The sequence below is a fragment of the Citrobacter sp. genome (genome assembly GCF_050252275.1).
In the GTDB taxonomy this organism is placed as follows: domain Bacteria; phylum Pseudomonadota; class Gammaproteobacteria; order Enterobacterales; family Enterobacteriaceae; genus Citrobacter_A; species Citrobacter_A amalonaticus.
The window spans coordinates 1-14,202 of record NZ_JBFWLF010000096.1; the positions used below are offsets into that span (position 1 = coordinate 1).

The window sequence follows — 14,202 nt, forward strand, 5'->3', positions numbered from 1 at the left end:
CTGTGTCTCGGCATTCTGACGCTGCTGCTGGCGGCGGCCCTCTGGCCCTCTATCCCCTGGTTCGGTAAAGCCGTTAATCGTATCGCCGCGATCCAGTCGCGGGGAGAGTTGCGCGTGAGCACAATTGAGTCGCCGCTCACCTGGGCGAAACTCGACGGTAAGCCGTACGGGCTCGATTACGAGCTGGCGCAGCAGTTCGCCAGCTATCTGGGTGTAAAACTGAAGATTACCGTCCGCCAGAACATCAGCCAGCTGTTTGACGATCTGGATAATGGTGACGCCGACCTGCTGGCGGCCGGGCTGGTCTACAACAGTGAACGAGTGAAAAACTATCAGCCAGGGCCGACTTACTATTCGGTATCCCAGCAACTGGTCTACAAAGTGGGTCAGTATCGTCCCCGTACGTTGGGCAGCGTGACGGAAAGTCAACTCACTATCACGCCGGGACACGTGGTGGCGAACGATCTGCAAACGCTGAAACAGACAAAATACCCTGAGCTGAGCTGGCGGATCGATGAGAAAAAAGGCTCAACGGAACTGCTTGATGCGGTGATTGCCGGACAGCTGGATTACACCATTGCCGACTCTGTCGCCATCAGCCTCTACCAACGCGTTCATCCCGAACTGGCCGTTGCGCTGGATATCACCGACGAACAGCCGGTGACCTGGTTTAGCCAGCTGGATGATGACAACACGCTGTCTGCCGCCCTGCTCGATTTCTTCAACGGCATGAATGAGGACGGCTCCCTGGCGCGTCTCGAAGAAAAATATCTGGGGCACGGCGATGATTTTGACTATGTCGATACCCGCACCTTTCTGCGCGCGGTTGATGCCATGCTCCCCGACCTGAAACCGCTGTTTGAAAAACACGCCCAGGAGATTGGCTGGCAGCTGCTTGCGGCGATCTCCTGGCAGGAATCGCATTGGGATCCGCAGGCCACATCACCAACCGGCGTGCGCGGCATGATGATGCTCACCAAAAACACCGCACAAAGTCTCGGTCTGACCGACAGAACCGATCCTGAGCAGAGCATCAGCGGTGGAGCACGCTACTTACAGGACATGATGAGTAAAGTGCCGGACACCGTACCCGAGAACGAGCGTATCTGGTTTGCGCTGGCGGCCTATAACATGGGTTATGCGCATATGCTTGATGCGCGGGCGCTGACAGCCAAAACGAAGGGAAACCCGGACAGTTGGGCAGACGTCAAACAGCGTCTGCCGTTGCTCAGTCAAAAACAGTATTACAGCAAGCTGACCTACGGTTATGCGCGCGGACATGAGGCCTACGCCTACGTTGAAAACATCCGTAAATATCAGATAAGCCTGCAGGGCTATTTGCAGGAGAAAGAAAAGCAACTGGCTGAAGAGATGAAACTGGCACAAGAGTATCCGGTCGTCTCACCAACGGAATTTGGCAAACAGCGGCGACCACTCGCCGCCTTCCTGTCGCAATCGTCATCCAGTTATCTGACGCACTCGCCGTCGCTGCTGCGTTTACCGCAGAAGAAAGAAGACAAAGAGTAAACAGAACCGCAATGCCTACTGGCTTGCGGCTTTCTTCAACGCTTTGATCTCCTGACGGCGCATGCGGAAGAAATCGCTGAGCAGCGTCGCACACTCCTCACGCAATATTCCTTCAGTGACCTCAACGCGATGATTCATTCCCGGATGATGCAGAACATCCATCAGCGAACCGGCAGCGCCGGTTTTTGCATCGCGCGCGCCGAACACCACATGGCGGATACGGCTGTGCACCATCGCGCCAGCGCACATGACGCACGGCTCAAGGGTCACATACAGCGTCGCGTCAATCAGACGATAATTTTGCAGGACGAGGCCGCCCTGACGTAGCGCCATGATCTCTGCGTGCGCGGTGGGATCGTGATGGCCAATCGGGCGGTTCCAGCCTTCACCGATCACGCGATTGTTGTGCACCAATACGGCACCGACCGGGACTTCACGTTCATCCCAGGCGCGCTTCGCCAGCGTTAACGCATGACGCATCCAGTATTCGTGACTAAATTCAACATCTGACAAAGGGGTTACTCCGGTAATCATTGCGGGCGCATTATACAGGGTCGCGATACCCTTCGTCTTTCAACTATTCCAGTTGCTGGAGTTCTCCACGAGGCGTGACGCGCCAGCGGTGCTGGCAAAAATAGAGCAGCGGGTTGTCCTGATTGCTGTCGCTGTAGCCGCTGTAAAGGCGCAGTGGCGTGCCGATTTTACGCTCCAGCTGTGCGACTTTTTCATGCCCCAGACAGCGCAGGGTCAGCACCCAACCGCCGTACCCCCGCTTCATCTGGCTGGCGATCAAATTCACGCGCGGCAGCCACGGCGTATCAACATAAACCTGTTCCACCAGCGACTGCGGCGAACCGGTGATGAGCCAGATATCGGCATCGGAGCTGAGCAGATAGGTGGTCAGACGCTCTTGTACCTGAGGAAACGCCGTAACGTTCTGTCGGAACCATCGAACAAAATCGGCCTGCCTGGCCTGTAGACTGGCCTCGCTGTGGCCGAAGGTACATCCCCACAGCAGCAGACTCATCGGCCAGCGCGCAGCGCGTCCTTTAATCAGTAACGCACCGACAATCACGGGCAACAACGGCAGCACGAGCAGCGCATTCAGCGGCTGGCGACGCAACAGATAGCGCAGGAAACTGCCAAACATATCCTGCTGATGTAGCGTACCATCCAAATCAAAAAAAACGACACGACGCGCGTGATTGGTCAAACCTTACTCCTCGGGATCGTTGAATCCTAACAGCCAGGTAAACAGGAACCCGGCTATCACTGCTACTAAATAGCCTAACAGATAGAACATCACTTTTCCGGCAACAATCGTTAACGCCAGCGGTAATCCGGAAATACCGAAGGTGATGACGGTGGCGACCTTCCAGTAGCTGATCAGCGCTCCGCCTACTGCGCCACCAAGACAGGCGCCAATAAACGGTTTGCCCAGGGGAAGCGTGACGCCAAAAATCAGCGGTTCGCCAATACCGAGTAATCCCACCGGTAACGCCCCCTTAATCACTTTTTTCAACCGCGCGTTACGGGTTTTCATTAGCACGGCAATTGCCGCGCCCACTTGCCCGACGCCCGCCATCGCCAGAATGGGAAAGAGCGCGTTATAGCCATGCGCCTGCACCAGCTCAACGTGAATCGGCACCAGCCCCTGATGCAGCCCCGTCAGCACCAGTGGCAGGAAGGTTCCCGCCAGAACCGCGCCGACCAGAAAGCCGCCGCGATCGATAGCCCAGGACGCGCCGTGAGCAATTGACTCCGAAATCCAGCCGCCCAGCGGTTGCAGCGCCACAATCGCAATCGAGCCGGTGATGATGGTCGTCAGTAGCGGATTGAGGATAAGCTCCAGCGAGCCGGGTAACACGTCGCGGAATTTACGCTCGATCCAGCACATCAGCGCCACCACCAGCAGCACGGCAATCACCCCACCACGGCCTGGCTGGAGCGCTTCACCAAACAGCGTAATTTGCGCCAGTTGCGGACTCGACAGAATGCCCGCCATCACGCCGCCCATCGCCAGCGAACCACCGAAGACTTTGGCGGTATTCACCCCCACCAGAATGTTCATGATGGCGAAAACTGCACTGCCGAATATCCCCATCAGCCCCAGCATGTTGGGGTAATGGGTGGCGAAATCGCCGACGATATCCGGGCGTTTGAGAATGTTAATGATGCCGGTGATTAAACCGGAGGCGATAAACGCCGGGATCAGGGGAATAAAAACATTCGCCAGCTTGCGTAGCGCATCGCTCATCGGCGCTTTGTACTTTGCTTTGGCCTGCGATTTCGTGCGCTCAATGTCATCGACTGCCGGGCGCGCGCTCCCCTGCGCCAACAGCGCTCGCATGGCATCAACGACCTTTGCCGCCTTTCCTGGCCCGACGATGATCTGATGCTGCGCCCCCTGCTTCACGTAGCCACTGACGCCCGGTAGCTGTTTCAGATGCGGGATATCCAACAGCGTATCGTCTTTCACTTCCACCCGGACGCGCGTCATACAATTTTCCAGACGCAGAATATTTTGTTCTCCGCCTATTCCCAGCAGAATATCGCTGGCAAGGGTCGCCATCTTATCCATAATTACCTCGATGAATCAGCTAACGCAGCGCGTAAGAATCCCTGATGGGCAGCCAGTTTTTCGCGCGCCGCATCAGCGTTGAGACCGCTCAGCGCCATAAGAATGGCCGGTTTCACGTCAAAATCGGTCTGTCTGAGCAGCGTTTCCGCCTCAGCGCGGGCAATGTCTGTGGCTTCAACCACCATTCGACACGCGCGGTCCATCAGTTTGATATTGGTGGCTTTCATATCCACCATCAGGTTCTGGTACACCTTGCCAAACTTCACCATCGCCCCGGTGGAGATCATATTGAGCACCAGCTTTTGCGCGGTACCGGATTTCAGACGCGTTGAGCCTGTCAGCGCCTCAGGCCCTACTACGGGTGAAATCGCAATATCCGCTTCCTGCGCAATCGGCGAGTCCGGATTACAGGAGATAGCAACCGTGGTACAACCCGTTTTGCGGGCATATTTCAGTCCACCGATGACATACGGCGTACGCCCTGATGCCGCCAGCCCAACCACCAGATCCTGCGGCACGAGGTTCAGGGCAATAAGATCGTCTTCACCGAGCTGCGCGTTGTCTTCTGCCCCTTCAACGGCTTTCAGCAATGCTCCCGGACCACCGGCGATTAGCCCCACCACCAGACCATGAGGAACGCCAAACGTCGGTGGGCATTCAGACGCATCCAGCACGCCGAGTCGCCCGCTGGTCCCTGCGCCCATATAGATAATCCGACCACCGGATTTTAACGCTTCAGCCGCGGCATCGACGGCGCTCGCAACATCGGGCAATGTTGCTTTTACTGCTTCCGCTACCAGCGTATCCTGTTGATTAAAACGGTGAACCAGATCCAGCGTTGATAACGCGTCGAGGTCCATTGTTTGCGGATTACGGGTTTCTGATACTAAAGCGCCGAGATTCATGTTTGCTCCTCAGGAATTTTTAATTCATATTAACGACCAATAATGGAATATAATATTCGTGCAGGCGAGTGAAATTTCATTTTGTCGCCGCCATCACGTTTTCGTCAGGAGAGACCATGAACTGTTTAATTCGCATCCGACAGCGCTACCCGGGATTTGCGCAGAGTGATAAAAAACTCGCGGACTATCTTCTGATACAACCCGACACTGCCCGCCACCTCAGTTCTCAGCAACTGGCCGCCGAAGCGGGCGTCAGTCAGTCGAGCGTGGTGAAGTTCGCGCAAAAGCTCGGCTATAAGGGATTCCCGGCGTTGAAACTGGCGATCAGCGAAGCGCTGGTCAGCAATCCGAACCCGCATTCGGTGCCAGTGCATAACCAGATCCGTGGCGACGATCCCCTGCGTCTGGTCGGCGAGAAACTGATCAAAGAGAATGTGGCGGCGATGCATGCCACGCTGGATGTCAACACGGAAGAGAAACTGAGCGAAAGCGTGACGATGCTGCGTAACGCCCGTCGGATCGTGTTAACCGGGATTGGTGCCTCCGGTCTGGTAGCGCAGAATTTTGCCTGGAAACTGATGAAAATCGGCCTGAATGCTATTGTTGAGCGCGATATGCATGCGCTGTTGGCCACGGTTCAGGCGCTGACGCCGGACGATCTGCTGTTAGCGATTTCCTACAGCGGCGAACGTCGGGAACTGAACCTGGCGGCAGAAGAGACTTTACGCGTCGGCGGGCAGATCCTGGCGATCACGGGTTTCACCCCTAATGGGCTTCAACAGCGCGCCAGCCACTGCCTGTATACCATCGCGGAAGAACAGGCCACCCGCAGTGCGGCGATCTCTTCAACCCACGCGCAAATGATGCTCACCGATCTGCTTTTTATGGCGCTGGTACAGCAGGATCTGGAGCACGCACCTGAACGTATTCGCCACAGCGAGGCGCTGGTAAAAAAACTGGTCTGAGCAAGGAATGCGCGTATAATGCCCGCCCGGTTTGTGTTGTTTTGAGAGTTTCCTGATGGCCCTGTTAATCACGAAAAAATGCATCAATTGCGATATGTGCGAACCCGAATGTCCGAATGAGGCCATTTCGATGGGTGACAGCATCTATGAGATTAACAGCGACAAATGCACCGAGTGCGTCGGTCATTACGACACGCCCACCTGCCAGAAGGTGTGCCCGATCCCCAATACGATCCTCAAAGACCCGGCACATGTCGAAACGGAAGAACAACTGTGGGACAAATTTGTCCAGATGCACCACGCCGATAAAATCTAACTTTCGATAATGACCGTGGCGCAGGCATAGTGACGTTCATCGGCCAGCGTTACGTGCATATGCGCAACGCCTAGTTTTTCCGCCAGCGCTAACGCCTCTCCCCATAACCGCAAGCGCGGTTTACCAAGTTCGTCGTTAAACACTTCAAACTGATTAAATGCCAGCCCATTGCGAATACCGGTACCAAAAGCTTTCGCCGCCGCCTCTTTGACGGCAAAGCGTTTTGCCAGAAAACGCACCGGCTGCTGGTGCGTTTCCCAGATAGCCCACTCGTTAGCGCTGAGCACTCGTCGGGCAAGCCGGTCACCGGAACGGGAGATCACCGCTTCAATGCGCGCAATCTCCACGATATCGGTGCCTAATCCAAGAATGGCCATTAGCCGCGCGCTTCCAGCATCAAACGTTTCATTTCCGCGACGGCGTCTTTCAGCCCGCTCATCACCGCACGACCGATAATCGCATGACCGATATTCAGCTCGTGCATTTCCGGCAGCGCGGCAATGGCTTTGACGTTGTGATAGGTCAGGCCGTGTCCCGCATTGACTTTCAGCCCCAGGCTGGCGGCGAAGGTGGCGGCTTTCGCGATGCGCGCCAGTTCCTGCGCCTGTTCCGCATCGGTTTTTGCATCTGCATAGCAGCCGGTATGAATTTCAATGTACGGTGCGCCGACGTCAGCAGCCGCTTTGATTTGCGCGTCATCGGCGTCAATAAACAGCGACACAAGGATCCCGGCGTCAGCCAGACGTTTACAGGCATCACGCATTTTGTCGCGCTGCCCGGCCACATCCAGGCCGCCTTCGGTGGTCACTTCCTGGCGCTTTTCCGGCACCAGGCAGCAAAAATGCGGTTTGGTTTCCACGGCAATCGCCAGCATCTCTTCCGTCACCGCCATTTCCAGGTTCATACGCGTGTCCAGCGTCTGGCGCAGAATGCGGACATCGCGGTCGGTAATGTGACGGCGATCTTCACGTAAATGGACGGTAATGCCATCAGCACCCGCCTGCTCGGCAATGAATGCCGCCTGAACCGGATCCGGATATTCAGTACCGCGTGCATTACGTAACGTGGCAATGTGGTCAATGTTGACGCCTAACAGTAATTCAGCCATGACAATCCTCGTGATTTTATGTTCGCTTCGGCATGAACTGCCGGAATAATTCGCGGCTCTTTAAGGGTTTACCACCAAGATACGGCTTCAGCGCTATGCGGGTAAAGCGTTTCGCCGCACGTAGCGTATCAACATCCGGAAATTCGCGTTCTGCCAGCGCCCGCAGATGGCGTCCGGTAAAGGTGCTGTTGTCAATCACAACGCTGGCGATAAAGCCTTTTTCTTCGCGATAGCGGTAGGTCATGGTGTCATCCACCGGCTCACCGCTGCCCGCACAGTGCAGGAAATCGACTCCATACCCGAGGTGGCCGAGCAGCGCCAGTTCAAAACGACGCAGCACGGGTTCCGGCGTTCCCGTAGCCCCCGCCAGTGCCTGAATGCAATGCAGATAATCGAAAAAGAGTTCAGAAAAGCGGGTTTCGTGCTCCAGCACGCGGGCGAGCAGTTCGTTGACGTACAGGCCGCTGTACAGCGTGATACCGCTCAGAGGGAGCGCCAGAGAAACCGCTTCCGCGCTACGCAGCGTTTTGACGTCGCCACGTCCGCCAAAGCGGACTAACAGGGGGGTGAAAGGTTGAAGGGCACCTTTCAGATTAGAGCGTTTAGAACGTGCGCCTTTAGCAACAAGACGCACGCGACCCGACTCTTCCGTGAAGACGTCCAGCATCAGGCTGGTTTCGCTCCAGGGGCGACTATGCAGGACAAATGCGCGCTGCCAGCCCTCCATCATACTCGTCGCCTGTTCGGAGCGCAGGTTTAGAGATCGTCGACGTAACCGAGACTGCGCAGCGCGCGTTCGTCATCGGCCCAGCCGGATTTCACTTTCACCCACAGTTCAAGATGAACCGGAGCTTCAAACATTTCCTGCATGTCTTTACGCGCTTCAATACCGATGGTCTTGATTTTGGCCCCTTTGTTGCCAATAACCATCTTCTTTTGCCCTTCGCGCTCAACGAGGATCAGCCCGTTGATGTCATAACCGCCGCGCTCGTTTGACACGAAGCGTTCGATTTCCACAGTCACGGAGTATGGAAGTTCAGCGCCAAGGAAACGCATCAGCTTTTCACGGATGATTTCAGAAGCCATAAAACGCTGTGAACGATCGGTGATGTAATCTTCCGGGAAGTGATGCTCCGCCTCCGGCAGATGCTTGCGCACGATGCCCGCGACGGTGTCGACATTCATCCCGGTTTCCGCAGAGATCGGTACGATGTCGAGGAAGTCCATCTGGCTTGCCAGGAACTGCAAATGCGGCAGCAGATCGGCTTTTTCCTGCACGTTATCTACTTTGTTGACGGCCAGAATCACCGGCGCTTTACCGTCACGCAGTTTATTGAGCACCATCTCGTCATCCGGCGTCCAGCGGGTGCCTTCCACCACAAAGATCACCAGTTCAACATCACCAATGGAGCTGCTGGCCGCTTTGTTCATCAGACGGTTAATCGCGCGTTTTTCTTCCATGTGCAGACCCGGAGTATCGACGTAAATCGCCTGCCAGGGCCCTTCGGTATGGATCCCGACAATACGGTGACGCGTGGTCTGCGCTTTACGGGAGGTGATCGAAATCTTCTGCCCGAGCAGGTTGTTCAACAGCGTGGATTTGCCAACGTTCGGACGACCGACGATGGCAATAAATCCGCAATAGGTTTTTTCGTCGCTCATTCCAGCTCCAGTTTTTTCAACGCCTGTTCGGCGGCAGCCTGTTCCGCCTTGCGACGGCTCGAACCTGTGCCAACCACCGGTTCACTCAGGCCGCTGACCTGGCAGTGGATAGTAAATTCCTGATCGTGCGCTTCACCACGCACCTGTACCACCAGATAAGACGGCAGCGGCAGATGACGACCCTGCAAATACTCCTGCAAACGCGTTTTCGGATCTTTTTGCTTATCGCCAGGACTGATTTCGTCCAGACGAGTCTGATACCAGTTGAGGATCAGCTTTTCGACGGTCTGAATGTCACTGTCAAGGAAAACCCCGCCAATCAACGCTTCGACGGTATCGGCCAGAATCGATTCGCGACGGAAGCCACCGCTTTTCAGTTCGCCAGGCCCTAAGCGCAGACATTCGCCCAGATCAAACTCGCGGGCTAATTCAGCCAGCGTATTCCCGCGCACCAGCGTCGCGCGCATACGGCTCATATCACCCTCGTCCACCCGCGGGAAACGGTGATACAGCGCATTTGCAATCACAAAACTTAAAATTGAGTCGCCAAGAAATTCTAAACGCTCGTTATGTTTGCTGCTGGCACTGCGATGGGTTAATGCCTGCTGCAACAACTCCTGATGAGTAAAAGTGTAGCCCAGCTTCCGTTGAAGCCGATTAATTACGATGGGGTTCATGCGATACCAATAAATAAATGCGTCAACAATTCAGCACACGAAACAGACCTGATATATGTAGCATCCTTCCGGCCGCGTTAAGCAGCTTATGTACGCTCATATAGGGGGACCAACGCTGTTTCGTGTGCCGTGGCGACCTGGAGGCGCCAACCTGAAACTTCGGGGGAATATTCTATACACAACGACGAGGGATGTCGTTAGCCTGGGCAGATTTATCGAAGAAATAATTCACGTTGCCGTCATAACGACGACAACGTGAACGATTCGCGGCAATTAGTGGATACCACCAATGCGGCTTAAACGAACGCCAGTCGGCCATTCGCCTTCTTGTTTGTCGAAACTCATCCAGATGGCAGTGGCTTTACCGACCAGATTCGCTTCCGGGACAAAGCCCCAGTAACGGCTGTCCGCGCTGTTATCGCGGTTGTCGCCCATCATGAAATACTGGCCCGGCGGCACAATCCAGGTCGCCAGCGGCTGCCCGGACTGCTGGTAATACATCCCCACCTGATCCTGAGCAATCGGCACGGTCAGAATACGGTGCGTCACGTCGCCCAGCGTCTCTTTACGCTCGGACAGACGAATACCGTTCTCTTTCGTTTCACTCAGCGGGATCTCAAAGAAACCACTGGTGGCTTCACCACCGTTACGACGTGCAAACGTCTGCACAAAATCGCTCGGCTGAACATCGCTATAGGTGACCGGCAGGGCGTTCTCACACGCCTGACCCGAACGGCAACCCGGCTGAATAGTCACTTCTTTCGCGACCGGATCATAGGTCACTTTATCACCAGGCAAACCGACCGCTCGCTTGATGTAATCCAGACGCGGATCTTCCGGGTATTTAAAGACCACAATATCGCCGCGTTTGGGATGACCCGTTTCGATCAGGGTTTTCTGGTAAATCGGATCTTTAATACCGTAGGCAAATTTCTCAACCAGAATAAAGTCACCGATCAACAGCGTCGGCATCATCGAACCTGATGGGATCTGGAAAGGTTCATAGATGAACGAACGCACAACCAGCACGATAGCCAGTACCGGGAAAACCGAAGCGCCAGTTTCCAGCCAGCCAGGCTTCGGCGAGACTTTTTTCAGCGTTGCCTTATCCAGTGAATCTCCGGCTGCAGCCTGTGCCGCCGCCTGACGCTCCCGACGTTTTGGTGCGAAGATAAATTTATCCACACACCATAAAATGCCCGTGACCAATGTGGCAATCACCAGGATCAGGGCAAACATATTCGCCATGCCAACTCCTTAAGGATTATTTGCTGTCTTTGCCGACATGCAGAATGGCGAGGAACGCTTCCTGAGGCAGCTCAACGTTACCGATCTGCTTCATCCGCTTCTTACCTTCTTTCTGCTTCTGCAACAGCTTTTTCTTACGGCTGATATCGCCGCCATAGCATTTTGCCAGAACGTTTTTACGCAACTGTTTCACAGTAGAACGCGCAATGATATGCGTCCCGATCGCCGCCTGGATCGCGATATCGAACTGTTGACGTGGGATCAGATCTTTCATCTTCTCCACCAGCTCACGACCACGGCTCTGCGAGTTATCACGGTGAGTGATCAGCGCCAGCGCATCGACACGTTCGTTGTTGATCAAGACATCAACACGCACCATGTCGGAGGCCTGGAAGCGTTTAAAGTTGTAATCCAGCGACGCATAACCGCGCGAGGTGGACTTCAGGCGGTCAAAGAAGTCGAGTACCACTTCAGCCATCGGGATTTCATAAGTCAGCGCCACCTGGTTACCGTGGTAAACCATGTTGGTCTGCACGCCACGCTTCTCAATACACAGGGTAATCACGTTACCGAGGTATGCCTGAGGCAACAGCATATGACATTCCGCGATCGGCTCGCGCAACTCATAGATGTTATTCAGCGGTGGCAGCTTGGACGGGCTGTCGACGTAAATCGTCTCTTTCGCGGTGGTTTCGACTTCATACACAACCGTCGGCGCGGTGGTGATCAGGTCCAGATCGTATTCACGTTCCAGACGCTCCTGAATGATCTCCATGTGTAACAGACCAAGGAAGCCACAGCGGAAGCCGAAGCCCAGCGCAGTAGAACTTTCCGGCTCATAGAACAGAGAGGCGTCGTTGAGGCTCAGCTTGCCCAGCGCGTCGCGGAAGTTCTCGTAATCATCAGAGCTGACCGGGAACAGGCCCGCATAAACCTGCGGTTTTACCTTTTTGAAGCCTGGCAGCGCTTTTTCTGCCGGGTTACGTGCCTGAGTCAGGGTATCGCCAACCGGTGCGCCGAGGATGTCTTTAATCGCGCACACCAGCCAACCTACCTCGCCGCATTTCAGCTCGGTACGATCAACCTGTTTAGGCGTGAAGATCCCCAGACGGTCAGCGTTATAGGTCTGACCGGTACTCATCACTTTGATTTTGTCGCCTTTACGCAGGGTGCCGTTTTTAATACGTACCAGCGAGACAACGCCGAGATAGTTATCGAACCAGGAGTCGATGATCAGCGCCTGTAACGGTCCATCCGGATCGCCCTGCGGCGGCGGAATATCACGCACCAGACGTTCCAGAACGTCGGTCACGCCCACGCCAGTTTTCGCCGAGCAGCGCACGGCATCAGTCGCATCAATACCAACGATGTCTTCAATCTCTTCGGCGACACGCTCGGGATCGGCGGCTGGCAGGTCAATTTTATTGAGGACCGGCACCACTTCGAGATCCATTTCCATCGCGGTGTAGCAGTTTGCCAGGGTTTGCGCTTCGACACCCTGCCCGGCATCCACCACCAGCAGTGCGCCTTCACAAGCGGCAAGCGAACGAGAAACTTCATACGAGAAGTCAACGTGGCCTGGGGTGTCGATGAAGTTAAGCTGGTATGTTTCACCATCAGCGGATTTGAAATCGAGCGTTACGCTCTGCGCTTTGATAGTAATACCGCGCTCACGCTCAAGATCCATCGAGTCGAGAACCTGCGCTTCCATTTCACGGTCAGACAGGCCACCGCAGATCTGAATAATACGGTCAGACAGCGTCGATTTACCGTGGTCGATGTGAGCAATGATCGAAAAGTTACGTATGTTCTTCATATAGTGTAATTATTGTGCCTTACGCCTGGTTGGACAGGCTTTGAGAAGTCGCTGTTCTGAGCTTAACGTCTGTTTAACTGAAACGCCGCATTCTACACTACAACGCTGAGGCGAGGAAATGTTCATAAAGTCAGGATAGCGGGAACTGGAAACGGCATCGCTTTTCTGATGTAAAACATCGTAAGAGAAGCATGATGCCCGATGGCGCAAGCTTATCGGGTCTACTGGACTTGCTGACCGTTTGTAAGTCGGATAAGGCGAAACCGCCATCCGGCAAGAATATCATGGTGCCGTTTCGGTGGAGGGCGTTTCAACGCGAATCGTACTGGATGGGAGAGCAACATTAAGAATAACGGGTTGCCAGGCTTCGCGTTCAGCCAGCTTGCGGGAATAGCCACGGGCAATCAGGAATCCGCCGACGCCGCCCAGTATCGCGCCGCTTAACGCCGCGAGATCTGAGCCAAACAGCACCTGAAACAGGGAGGCGATGAGGAATAACCCCACCAGCGGCGACAGATAAACCAGCATGGCGGAACCTAACAGACTGCCTTCGGCAATCCCCAGCTCCACTTTCTGCCCAGGTTCTAACGGCACATCGCTCGCCACCACAATGGTATGCGTGGTCTGCGGCCCGAGTTTATTCAGCACGCGGGTGCCACATCCTGAACGTGAAGCGCAGCTGCTGCAGGACGCTTTCACATCACAGCTCACCAATGCCTCACCGTTTTGCCATGACACCACGGTAGCCCACTCTTTGATCATTGCGCGGCTCCGAACTTAATGGTGTCGGCAATGCGCTTCGCTGTCTGCGGCGGCAATTCACCCACGATGGTAATTTCCGCGTTGTCGCGTACGCTGGAGCTGACCGTTCTGCGCCCGGTGCGCAGCATCTGGTCGGTGCTGGCCTGAGTTGCCCGATTGACGTTAATAGAGAAGCTAAACAGACCGTCGGAGTAGAGACGCGATTCAATCGGCATGTTGTCCATCGTTGGCAACGGTCTGCGCCCGCTGGACACTTCGCTAAACCCTTTCGGAAGCCAGGTCGGATTCCAGCTGAATTTGGCTTTTTCACCCGCCGGAACAGAGAGCAGCGGCGGCAAACTGGCTTTCGCCAGCGTCTGCATGCCGCTACCGACATCCTGATTCACGGTGAAAGCAATCACCCGGAATTGCTCTAACGTTTCGCCATCGCGATCGAGGAGATCGACCCGCATCGGCAGCTTCGTTTCCGTATCCATCCAGACAATATAGCTGTAACGCGTACCATCACGCGCGACCACGCGAATCACTTCGCACAGGCGATCGGCAATTCGGGTACGACCCACAGCAATAAAATCATAGTAGGGAGCAAGACGTTTGAAATCGGTATAGATAAGCGACGGCAGGGAGTCGACGAT

16 protein-coding genes are annotated in these 14,202 nt (G+C 55.1%); 3 read left to right on the top strand and 13 right to left on the bottom strand.

Going from position 1 to position 14,202, the window contains the following annotated elements; all coding sequences use genetic code 11:
- Window positions 1–1,527 (top strand): membrane-bound lytic murein transglycosylase MltF (gene mltF, locus AB7E14_RS10290; protein WP_428169502.1); only part of this gene is annotated, 1,527 nt, incomplete at its 5' end.
- A 15-nt stretch (window positions 1,528–1,542) separates the two neighbouring features.
- Here mltF and tadA read toward each other — a convergent pair.
- From tadA to murQ, 4 genes are read right to left on the bottom strand one after another with little or no spacing between them, the layout of a single operon-like run.
- Window positions 1,543–2,061, bottom strand: coding sequence for a tRNA adenosine(34) deaminase TadA (tadA, locus tag AB7E14_RS10295; RefSeq protein WP_072011051.1), 519 nt, complete (start codon window positions 2,059–2,061; stop codon window positions 1,543–1,545).
- A 43-nt stretch (window positions 2,062–2,104) separates the two neighbouring features.
- Window positions 2,105–2,740: a phosphatidylglycerophosphatase C gene (gene yfhb, locus AB7E14_RS10300; protein ID WP_042999789.1), complete on the bottom strand. Its 636-nt coding sequence runs from the start codon at window positions 2,738–2,740 to the stop codon at window positions 2,105–2,107.
- 3 nt (window positions 2,741–2,743) lie between these two features.
- Window positions 2,744–4,108 (bottom strand): PTS transporter subunit EIIC, encoded by a 1,365-nt coding sequence (locus AB7E14_RS10305; protein WP_042999788.1) that lies wholly within the window; start codon window positions 4,106–4,108, stop codon window positions 2,744–2,746.
- A gap of 2 nt (window positions 4,109–4,110) precedes the next feature.
- Complete coding sequence (murQ, locus tag AB7E14_RS10310) at window positions 4,111–5,013, bottom strand: N-acetylmuramic acid 6-phosphate etherase (protein ID WP_316962751.1); 903 nt, start codon at window positions 5,011–5,013, stop codon at window positions 4,111–4,113.
- 116 nt (window positions 5,014–5,129) lie between these two features.
- Between murQ and AB7E14_RS10315 the strand changes: the two genes are divergently transcribed.
- Window positions 5,130–5,978: a MurR/RpiR family transcriptional regulator gene (locus tag AB7E14_RS10315; protein ID WP_042999786.1), complete on the top strand. Its 849-nt coding sequence runs from the start codon at window positions 5,130–5,132 to the stop codon at window positions 5,976–5,978.
- Between the two features lie 55 nt (window positions 5,979–6,033).
- Complete coding sequence (locus tag AB7E14_RS10320; RefSeq protein WP_042999785.1) at window positions 6,034–6,294, top strand: YfhL family 4Fe-4S dicluster ferredoxin; 261 nt, start codon at window positions 6,034–6,036, stop codon at window positions 6,292–6,294.
- Here AB7E14_RS10320 and acpS read toward each other — a convergent pair.
- From acpS to AB7E14_RS10365, 9 genes are all read right to left on the bottom strand, one after another.
- On the bottom strand, window positions 6,291–6,671 hold the full coding sequence (acpS, locus tag AB7E14_RS10325; RefSeq protein ID WP_042999784.1) for a holo-ACP synthase: 381 nt from the start codon (window positions 6,669–6,671) through the stop codon (window positions 6,291–6,293). The two genes, AB7E14_RS10320 and acpS, sit on opposite strands and share 4 nt — an antisense overlap.
- On the bottom strand, window positions 6,671–7,402 hold the full coding sequence (gene pdxJ, locus AB7E14_RS10330; RefSeq protein ID WP_216081215.1) for a pyridoxine 5'-phosphate synthase: 732 nt from the start codon (window positions 7,400–7,402) through the stop codon (window positions 6,671–6,673). Before pdxJ ends, acpS begins: the two co-directional genes overlap by 1 nt.
- Before the next feature lie 16 nt (window positions 7,403–7,418).
- On the bottom strand, window positions 7,419–8,129 hold the full coding sequence (gene recO, locus AB7E14_RS10335; protein ID WP_043001853.1) for a DNA repair protein RecO: 711 nt from the start codon (window positions 8,127–8,129) through the stop codon (window positions 7,419–7,421).
- 29 nt (window positions 8,130–8,158) lie between these two features.
- Complete coding sequence (gene era / locus AB7E14_RS10340) at window positions 8,159–9,064, bottom strand: GTPase Era (RefSeq protein WP_042999782.1); 906 nt, start codon at window positions 9,062–9,064, stop codon at window positions 8,159–8,161.
- Complete coding sequence (gene rnc / locus AB7E14_RS10345) at window positions 9,061–9,741, bottom strand: ribonuclease III (protein ID WP_042291512.1); 681 nt, start codon at window positions 9,739–9,741, stop codon at window positions 9,061–9,063. The genes era and rnc overlap by 4 nt, the downstream gene beginning before the upstream one ends.
- A gap of 273 nt (window positions 9,742–10,014) precedes the next feature.
- Entirely contained in the window at window positions 10,015–10,989 is a 975-nt protein-coding gene (lepB, locus tag AB7E14_RS10350) for a signal peptidase I (protein WP_044253147.1), read from the bottom strand.
- Between the two features lie 16 nt (window positions 10,990–11,005).
- Entirely contained in the window at window positions 11,006–12,805 is a 1,800-nt protein-coding gene (gene lepA / locus AB7E14_RS10355; RefSeq protein ID WP_042999780.1) for a translation elongation factor 4, read from the bottom strand.
- A gap of 282 nt (window positions 12,806–13,087) precedes the next feature.
- Window positions 13,088–13,567 (bottom strand): SoxR-reducing system protein RseC, encoded by a 480-nt coding sequence (gene rseC, locus AB7E14_RS10360; RefSeq protein WP_044253150.1) that lies wholly within the window; start codon window positions 13,565–13,567, stop codon window positions 13,088–13,090.
- A partial coding sequence (locus AB7E14_RS10365; RefSeq protein WP_428169503.1) for a MucB/RseB C-terminal domain-containing protein occupies window positions 13,564–14,202 on the bottom strand: 639 nt, incomplete at its 5' end. The genes rseC and AB7E14_RS10365, both read right to left, overlap by 4 nt.

Coding starts and splice junctions, on each gene's coding strand:
- tadA (WP_072011051.1), bottom strand. CDS start 2,061: ATGATTACCGGAGTAACCCCTTTGTCAGATGTTGAATTTAGTCACGAA.
- AB7E14_RS10305 (WP_042999788.1), bottom strand. CDS start 4,108: ATGGATAAGATGGCGACCCTTGCCAGCGATATTCTGCTGGGAATAGGC.
- murQ (WP_316962751.1), bottom strand. CDS start 5,013: ATGAATCTCGGCGCTTTAGTATCAGAAACCCGTAATCCGCAAACAATG.
- AB7E14_RS10315 (WP_042999786.1), top strand. CDS start 5,130: ATGAACTGTTTAATTCGCATCCGACAGCGCTACCCGGGATTTGCGCAG.
- AB7E14_RS10320 (WP_042999785.1), top strand. CDS start 6,034: ATGGCCCTGTTAATCACGAAAAAATGCATCAATTGCGATATGTGCGAA.
- acpS (WP_042999784.1), bottom strand. CDS start 6,671: ATGGCCATTCTTGGATTAGGCACCGATATCGTGGAGATTGCGCGCATT.
- pdxJ (WP_216081215.1), bottom strand. CDS start 7,402: ATGGCTGAATTACTGTTAGGCGTCAACATTGACCACATTGCCACGTTA.
- recO (WP_043001853.1), bottom strand. CDS start 8,129: ATGGAGGGCTGGCAGCGCGCATTTGTCCTGCATAGTCGCCCCTGGAGC.
- era (WP_042999782.1), bottom strand. CDS start 9,064: ATGAGCGACGAAAAAACCTATTGCGGATTTATTGCCATCGTCGGTCGT.
- rnc (WP_042291512.1), bottom strand. CDS start 9,741: ATGAACCCCATCGTAATTAATCGGCTTCAACGGAAGCTGGGCTACACT.
- lepB (WP_044253147.1), bottom strand. CDS start 10,989: ATGGCGAATATGTTTGCCCTGATCCTGGTGATTGCCACATTGGTCACG.
- lepA (WP_042999780.1), bottom strand. CDS start 12,805: ATGAAGAACATACGTAACTTTTCGATCATTGCTCACATCGACCACGGT.
- rseC (WP_044253150.1), bottom strand. CDS start 13,567: ATGATCAAAGAGTGGGCTACCGTGGTGTCATGGCAAAACGGTGAGGCA.